Here is an 8,335-nt window from a genome sequence, read left to right as displayed (position 1 = left end):
ATGGGTGACGCGGCAATAAATACTGCCCATTGATCTCAAGCATTAGCGATTGTAATTCAGGATTGGTTTGTAATTGCTGCACATCAAAGGCCGCGGCTTGCGGAAAATAAGTCAGCCAATTATAGCCACCGTCTGAAACGCGTCCCCATAGCTCGCCGTTGATGTAGTTGCCGATACGCCCAAACAGCAGACCTGTTGGTACACAGGGAATAATAAAATCGAGCACCTGAAACGGGGTCTTTTTATATTTACGGGCAAAATACAACATGCCTAACAAAACACCAATCATGCCGCCGTGAAACGACATGCCGCCTTCCCATACCCTAAACAGATACGCAGGATTTTGTAGCAATTCTCCGAATTGATAGAACAATACATAGCCGATACGGCCGCCCAAAATGACACCAAGGGCACCAAAAAAGACCAAATCAGACACCATATCGGTGGTCCAGCCATCGCGTTTGCTACTGCGATACCATGCAAGGCCATAAGCGGCGGCAAAGGCCAATAAGTACATTAAACCATACCAGTGCACTTCTACTGGCCCCAAGGACAGCGCTACGGGGTCGAACTGAGGATGAATCATCATAAAGGCATCATATTATTGATAATGGAATGTGGCCCATAATAGCAAAATTCATCCGTTGGGAATACTATGATAAGTTTATCGATAAATAAATGGATAAGTAAATGGTGCATTGAATCAATAGCAAAGCACTGCAAAAACCGATAAGATGAAAAAAAGCGCATTCACCTCTAAGGAATCCTTATGCAGCTGCCTTTACCAACATTATCCTTGCTCGGCATCATGGCTTCAAGTTTGACGCTATGGGTTCCTATCAACGCACAAGCAGCGTTGAGCAATATTGAAAATATCACCATTTATCAAGGCTTAGCCAGTGTCACGCGTACCTTGCCAATCAACGGCAGTGGCGAGCAAACGCTGGTTTTTTCTTGTTTATCGCCGAACATTGACGCTGATAGCATTAGCGTACAAGCATTAGGTAATGTTAACGTCGGTGAAGTCAGTATCGAAACCTTGAGCGCTGAGCAAGCGGCGCAATGTCAATATGGCCAATATCAAGGCGATAGCAAAGTACAAGTCCAGAAAAACACTCTTGCCGATATCAGTGCCGACTTAGAAGCGGCACGCTTAACCAAAGCCTATCTGCAAAATTTGACCAAGGTCACGCAAATTAATACGACTGGCACATTGGCTAATAACGCCCGCGATTTAGAGACGCAAGCGGCCAATATTAATAAAAAGATTGTCGAGTTACAGCAGCGCGAGGCACAAGCAAAAGATGCGCTCAATCAGCTGCTGGTGGGCAGTACGACTTCAAAACAGAATAGCGTGACCCAAGTTAGTGTTCGCACCGCCAGTCGCACGCCAAGTACGGTTAAACTGCATTATCAGGTGCGTGGCGCCAGTTGGGAGCCAACTTATCAAGCGCGCTTAAATACTGATAGTAAGCAGCTGAATATTACCGCTTCTGCCATCATCGCCCAACAAACGGGCGAGAATTGGAACGATGTTCCCGTTATCTTAAGCACCGTTAACCCTAACCAAACGACTACCAGTCAGCTACCGCGAGTCGAGCGTTTATCTCTATATGAAGAGCAGCAACAAGCTAAATTGGCGCGCTACGCACAGCCGATGATGGAGATGGAAGCGTCTCCTGTGCTCGTCGTAGATAGTGATAGCTATGGCGGTACTGGAAATATGCCGCCGCTACCGAGTTTTACGGTAAGTAGTCAAAACAAAAACGGCATCACCGAATACCGTTTGCCGCAGCGCGTGAGTATTGCTAGTGATGGCAGGCATGTTCGCACGGTAATTGATGAGCAGTCTGGTACCAGTAAATTATGGTTACGAAGCACCCCAGGTGTTGAAGCGGCTGCGTATTGGTATGCCTCCGCGCCATTTTTGACGCCTGCTTGGGCGGATGGCTCATTGCAGCTATATCGTGATGATAATTATGTTGGCCAGTCACGCTATAATTATCAAAACTTAAAAGAGCAGGGTATTGGTTTCGGTATTGATCCAAGTTTGCTAGTAAAACAGCTAACCGATGAAAACAAACAAGGCGATAAAGGCGTGTTTAACCGGCAACAAACCAAAACCATCACTCAGGCTTATCAGTTTACCAATCAGCATAATCGCAGCGTGCGCTTGCAGGTGTTAAGTGCAGAGCCGGTGAGCAGCGACGATAGTATTAAGGTAACTGCAATGCATACGCCAGCCATTAGTCAAAAAGACTGGAATGATAATAAAGGGATGGTAGCTTGGGAGTTTGATTTGCCAAGTAAGCAATCACAAGTGCTGCAATCGACGTATCAAATCAGCTACCCTGCTGATAAAAAGCTGAATACCAACTAAGCGCTGATAATTTATTATTTATATCAAGGAAAACTATGTGTATCGTCGCCATTGCTTGGCAGTTATTTGATGAGCTACCTTTGGTTTTACTGTCAAACCGTGATGAATTTTTGCAGCGTCCGACAGAGCCGCTGCATCAATGGGAGGATAAGCCTATTTATGCAGGGCGCGATAAGCAAAGTGGCGGCACATGGCTTGGCATACATCAACAGCAACATGGCGATTTTTACGAGCAAAACGGACGCTGGGCGGCCGTATTAAATTTTCGTGACGGTGTACAAGCAAGTAATGATGAGCGCTCACGTGGTGAATTGGTCACCGATTTTTTGACCAGCACTTTAAACCCATTGGAGTTTGCTCGGCAAATCAGTTTGCAAGATTACGCAGGTTTTAACCTTGTTATTGGCGATGCGGCGCAAGCGGTCATTGTCAATAATCGCGGTCATGCTCCAACGCCGTTATATGCTGGATTGTACGTGCTCTCTAATGGGCAACCAGAAGAAGCGTGGTTTAAAACCGAACGCCTACGCGGTCGGTTACGGCAAGAGGTGCTACCGTTAATTAGCGAGAACAGCGCCCTTGACTACTGGCAAGCAGCGGCTTTTACCGTGATGTCGGATAACACGCCAGCGCCAGAAAATAAATTACCCGAAACAGGTGTCGCTAAGCAGATTGAGCGCGCACTATCTTCTATTTATATCGAGTCTGCTGATTTGAGTAGTATGAATAAAACAGCCATGCCAAGCTATGGAACGCGGACGCAGAGTATTTTAACCTTACGTAAAGAAAATAGGTCAGACAAAAAGATCAAAGCAGCGCTTATCAGCCGTGAATGCCAGCATAGGCAAATCTAACATAAAAAAATTCCCCTATGAATAATAGCTATCAATAGGGGAATTTTTTTCTGTTTTAATACTTATTCCACCAACAAATGGTTGTTTTGTTCTGGAATAATCAGTTCTTGTTTAAGCGGTAGTTCGCGCACCAATTCCTGCAAGGCGCGACGATATACCCCGCGTTTAAAATGAATCACTTGTCCGAGTGGATACCAGTAGCTGACCCATTGCCAATGGTCAAATTCTGGTTTACCCTCATCAAAGCGGATATGTTGAGTATTCGGCTCATCTAAGCGCAGCAAAAACCATTTTTGTTTTTGCCCAATACACAAAGGATACTGCCCATGACGCACATAGCGTTTTGGCAAACGATAACGCAACCAATCTTGCGTGACCGCCAGTAGATCCACATGACGCGGATGTAAACCGACCTCTTCCCAGAGCTCGCGATACATCGCATCCATCGGCGTCTCCCCGCGGTCGATGCCGCCTTGAGGGAACTGCCAAGCGTTGTGACCAATACGTTTTGCCCACAGAACTTGCCCTTGTGTATTTGCCAAGATGATGCCGACATTGGCGCGAAAGCCGTCTGCATCTATCATGACTAAACCCTTTTAAATTGTTTAAAAATAGCTTATTTCGACAAGGTACAACGACAGCAATCATAGTTATTATAGGGTGATCACCATCAGTACTATGACAAAATAAGATTCATTACCGTTATTAAACCAAGAAACAACCAAAATGTGTAACAGTATTTTGCTATAAAATGTTTCACAAGATTAATACTTTAAAATCAATCAGTTATAAGCACACTTTTGTTAGTAAATTCCGTAGATTTTTCTAAGAATGATAAGTCGCGGTAACGATAGGTGTATAAATACTTAAATATCGAATATTATTGTTAAAGCATAAATAAGGTAGCGGTTTATAAAAGGTAAGCAAGAAAAGGCAAACAAGTAAAGGGGGTCATAAATCTGGTTTTTGCTTATGCTACACTAACAAAAGACAGTATTTTTCAAAAAGAGATTGTATTTCAGAAAATAAGAAACCGTTACTATTCAAATTAAAAATCATGTCAAATTAAAAAGCATATGAATTAGAAGTCACATGAATTACGAAGCATGCGCATTCAAAGTCGTAGCAATTAAAACAAGGAATATCTAAGATGTCAGAGTCAAAAGCAAGCGTCACGTGGCAAGAAAATAAAGCCTTTATGGGGGTGTCGCCATCAGGACATAACGTCCAAATCGATGCTGATAAAGAAAAGGGCGCCAGTCCAATGGAGCTAATTTTATTAGGACTTGGTGGCTGTGCCAGCTACGATGTGGTGGCAATTTTACAAAAGTCGCGCCAACAAGTGACAGACGTACGTTGTGAGCTGACCGCTCAGCGTGCTGAGACCATTCCAGCAGTTTATACCGACATTCATATGCATTTTGTGGTGACGGGACAAGAAGTCAAAGAAAGCCAAGTAGAAAAAGCCATCAAACTGTCGGCCGAAAAATACTGCTCAGCCAGTCGGATGCTGGTACAGGGCGGCGTCAATGTGACTCACGATTTTGAAGTCATTGCAGGATAGGGGCGAGTATACTGATGAGTCTATTCTTTGGGTTGATTCCCGATAGTGCCGCAGCGGCTATTTGGGCGATGGTGGTGGCAAGTCTGCTGCCACTAGCGATGGCGCTGACGGCAAAAGCGCTTGGCGGTTTTAATTTGGCTGACAATGCCCATCCGCGTGATTTCTTACAAGGTACGACGGGAGCTGCCGCGCGGGCCAATGCTGCCCAGCAAAACAGCTATGAAACCTTGCCTATATTTTTGGCGGCAGTATTGGTAGCAATGCTGTTTTTTGTACCGCAGTTGATAATTAATACCATTGCTTGGCTATATGTGCTGATTCGTATTGGTTTTTGCGTGGCCTATATTACCAATTTAGCGACCTTTCGCTCTATTCTATGGGTGCTTTCGATGGCTTGCTCATTGATGTTATTTTATTTAGCGATTCGGGTCAGTTTTTAGATTATTGCTGCTGTAATTCTTTGATATTTTTATTTTAACTCAATTACGATATCGATCATAAAGCGCTGATTATTAGTGCTGTTTATTAGCATGTGCTATTTTGCAGCGCCGCGATAATCACCGCTTTATTTTTTTCTCGTTTGATACTTTCCCACAAGGTTTGTGCCTCAGAGTAACCCTTGGTTAGCATACCAAGCCACTGCTTATAACGCCCGACCAACACCACATCATTTTTCGCCGCACCCTCTAAAAACTTAATCTGATGGGTAATCAAGTCTTGCCATGCTAAGACTGTCAGCATTTTTGTGTCGTTATTATCGGCATCAATCTTGGCAATCAAATCGGGACGAGTGACGGCGCCGCGCCCAAGCATCAGATGCTGGGTTCCTGACTGGGCCATACAGTTTTGTGCGTGCTCACTATTCCAAATCTCACCATTAGCAATCACTGGTATAGCAAGCGTATTAAAGTTTTGGATTTTGTCCCAATAAGCGGGCGGCTTATAGCCTTGGGTTTTGGTACGCGCATGAATGGTTAACCAATCGGCGCCGCTCGCAGCAATCGCCGCTTTGATATCATCCATGCGACTCGTATCGGTATAGCCCAAGCGAATCTTTGCGGATACGGGAAGATGAGCGGGTACTGCTCGGCGTACGGCGCTGATAATCTCATACATCACTTCGGGCTCATCAAGTAGCACTGAGCCACCGCGATGGCTGTTAACCGTTTTAGCCGGACAACCAAAGTTGATATCAATCGCAGGCGCACCAAGCTCGACAGCATAAGCGGCATTTTCTGCCATCAATTGCGCGTCACTACCGAGCAACTGAATATGAATCGGTGTGCCAGATGTGGTTTTGGCATCATGATGCAACTCTGGTACGTATTTATAAAAAACGTGTGCTGGCAAGACAGTTTGGGTGACGCGAATAAATTCACTCACCGACCAATCATAAGGCCGACTCAAGTCTGACGCAATTTGGGTTAGGATTTGCCGCATCAAAGGATCGGTCAAACCTTCCATAGGAGCAAGCAGGCGAACAGAATTGGCAAATAATTGCTGTATGGTGTTTTGGCGTGCTTGAAGTTGCTGATTATGATTCATGATCGGAGAGTCAATATTATGAAATGAGGTTGGCAAAGGCGATGAGGTGAGAGATAGACGGGCAGATTAAGTATTACCAAAAATCACCTTTTTACCCGTCTGCAGTCCTGATACCAAGTCTTTAATATTATGAATATCTAAATTGCTTTGCGCGCGCGTACACGCAACGTAGAGTAAACGCAGCTCTTCTGGGCTAATCTTGACCGCATTGGTGGTCACGTCATAATAAAAATCATCATCGAGCTGCACTTTGCCCCACTCAAGCCCTTTGGCTTTATGCGCGGTTGAGATGACATAATCAGCATTTTCGATACGGGTTAGGCTGTTAACTGCCTGCGTCAACACATTGGTACCATGGTCATCGACCAACTTCACCAAGGTTTTAAGGTCGCTGCCTTCATTGGTTTCAGAGTATTCTTGGACGTCACCCCAATTATAAAAATACGCCAGTTCGGGCACGCCATACGCTGATTTGCCATTTTTTAAGTTTTCGGCTGCCTGACAAAATTTAAGCATACGATCAGTATCGGCTTGGAGCGCCACTCTATGCCCGAGTTTTAAGCCTGTTAGCAATTGCGACATCGCCGCCGCATTGGTACGGCAAAGAATGGCATCTTTTTTACTATGTACCATGCCTTTTTCGGTAGACGATTGCTTATTAGGATTGCCTTTTAATGGTACGTCTTCTTGTAAGGCTTTGAGCAAGGTATTGGCAATCTCAGCAATCGGTTCGCCAAAACGAAACGATTGGGTCAATAAGGTCTGCGGCAACGGCAGTTTTTTCATCGCATTAACCGCGCCGCGCCACTCATAAATCTGCTGATGGGCGTCGCCAACATAAATAACCTGCCGTGGCTGCTGAGTCAAAATTCCCATCATCAAGGGATCGGCGTCTTGGGCTTCATCAAATAAGATAAAGTCCGCAGGAATGCTCGGTTTCGATAATGCCCACAATTTAAGATAAATATCATGGCCGATACCAGCCGGATGACGGGCATCAATCGACTGTAACCAGCGCTGTTCAACAGCAGGGTAGAGCATTTCGCGCAACTGCTCGCTATCTGACTCAGCAAGCCAGCTTGGAAATTCAAGATGCCTTGGGGCAGGATAGCTGGCGTGGGTACTACAAAAATTGCTCACCGCATCACTGACAAACCGCGACAAGCGCGCTGGCGTGAGGGTAATATATTTATTCACCCCATCCATTTGCCGACGTACTTGTACGGGTTGTAAGCCCAAATCATCACCCAAACGCTTGGGTGAAAATCTTGGTAACGACAATTTAGCGGTAATATCACGTGGTACGTGACGGTAGGCTAATGAGTGAAACGTGCGACAATCGACGTGACCGGGAAATTTTTGCCGCGCATCGTTGGCAATGGCTTTGTTAAAGGCTAAATACAAGCCGCGACCGCGCAGACGCTCACCGATTAATTTGAGCGTCGTGGTTTTCCCTGCACCCGCATAAGCGACCACTTTAAATGACTTGTGATCCATTGCCATGTTTAGCGCGTTCAGCTGCTCATCAGTGGGATCGCTCATATAAGCTGGCATCGATGCGGACATAATAAAGCTACCTAAAAAACTAGAATGGAGTCAAGATTAGCGGCGGTAAAAAAAGCCACTGCATAAACAATGGCTGACGGCTGATAATAACGGTGATATTGAGACACTCATTAACACTGAGGGTAGTACTGAGCGACTTAAATAAGAAAGCTATTTAAATAAGAAAGTTATATTAACAGATTAGCGTGTTGGCTGCTTTTTGAATAAGTGCCTGATAAGTAAAGTTATTCTTTCTTCAACTCTATATCGTCTGTCAAAGTCAGTTTGCGTTCTTCTTTGATTAAAACTTTCGCTAAAAACAATCCCAGCTCAAACAATAACCACATCGGAATGGCGAGCATCAACATTGATACGCCATCAGGCGGTGTAACGACCGCTGCAACGCCAAAACAGCCGACGATAATATAGCGGCGTTTATCTTCTAGA

Annotated in this window: 9 protein-coding genes; 4 read left to right on the top strand and 5 right to left on the bottom strand. The window is 45.0% G+C overall.

Translation table 11 applies throughout. From position 1 onward, the window contains the following. The coding region (lgt, locus tag V7D75_RS08000) for a prolipoprotein diacylglyceryl transferase (protein ID WP_442968940.1) at positions 1-589 on the bottom strand (589 nt) is incomplete at its 3' end. Between the two features lie 180 nt (positions 590-769). Here lgt and V7D75_RS07995 point away from each other — a divergent pair. Together V7D75_RS07995 and V7D75_RS07990 are read left to right on the top strand one after the other, a co-directional pair. Further along, positions 770-2,380 carry a DUF4139 domain-containing protein gene (locus tag V7D75_RS07995; RefSeq protein WP_333614138.1) on the top strand — a complete coding sequence of 537 codons (1,611 nt, stop codon included), beginning with the start codon at positions 770-772 and terminating at the stop codon, positions 2,378-2,380. 35 nt (positions 2,381-2,415) lie between these two features. After that, the gene (locus tag V7D75_RS07990; RefSeq protein ID WP_333614137.1) at positions 2,416-3,234 is read left to right on the top strand and encodes an NRDE family protein; all 819 of its coding nucleotides are present in this window, start codon (positions 2,416-2,418) and stop codon (positions 3,232-3,234) included. A 62-nt stretch (positions 3,235-3,296) separates the two neighbouring features. On the opposite strand, the gene V7D75_RS07985 is transcribed toward V7D75_RS07990, so the two are convergent. Continuing rightward, positions 3,297-3,818 (bottom strand): RNA pyrophosphohydrolase, encoded by a 522-nt coding sequence (locus V7D75_RS07985; RefSeq protein WP_068403735.1) that lies wholly within the window; start codon positions 3,816-3,818, stop codon positions 3,297-3,299. A gap of 566 nt (positions 3,819-4,384) precedes the next feature. On the opposite strand from V7D75_RS07985, the gene V7D75_RS07980 reads away from it, so the two are divergent. Next, entirely contained in the window at positions 4,385-4,798 is a 414-nt protein-coding gene (locus V7D75_RS07980) for an OsmC family protein (RefSeq protein ID WP_191690731.1), read from the top strand. Positions 4,799-4,812: 14 nt separating this feature from the next. After that, positions 4,813-5,238 carry an MAPEG family protein gene (locus V7D75_RS07975; protein ID WP_296191335.1) on the top strand — a complete coding sequence of 142 codons (426 nt, stop codon included), beginning with the start codon at positions 4,813-4,815 and terminating at the stop codon, positions 5,236-5,238. Positions 5,239-5,323: 85 nt separating this feature from the next. On the opposite strand, the gene V7D75_RS07970 is transcribed toward V7D75_RS07975, so the two are convergent. From V7D75_RS07970 to V7D75_RS07960, 3 genes are all read right to left on the bottom strand, one after another. Further along, on the bottom strand, positions 5,324-6,343 hold the full coding sequence (locus V7D75_RS07970) for a tRNA dihydrouridine synthase (protein ID WP_333614136.1): 1,020 nt from the start codon (positions 6,341-6,343) through the stop codon (positions 5,324-5,326). Between the two features lie 66 nt (positions 6,344-6,409). Further along, positions 6,410-7,909: a UvrD-helicase domain-containing protein gene (locus V7D75_RS07965; protein WP_191690735.1), complete on the bottom strand. Its 1,500-nt coding sequence runs from the start codon at positions 7,907-7,909 to the stop codon at positions 6,410-6,412. 224 nt (positions 7,910-8,133) lie between these two features. Continuing rightward, positions 8,134-8,335, bottom strand: a 202-nt coding sequence (locus V7D75_RS07960) for a twin-arginine translocase subunit TatC (protein WP_333614135.1), incomplete at its 5' end; no start/stop codon positions are given.

This window comes from Psychrobacter sp. (genome assembly GCF_036731945.1).
Lineage (GTDB): Bacteria > Pseudomonadota > Gammaproteobacteria > Pseudomonadales > Moraxellaceae > Psychrobacter.
The sequence above is the reverse complement of the archived record's forward strand: the minus strand, read 5'-3'. Positions and strand labels throughout refer to the sequence as shown.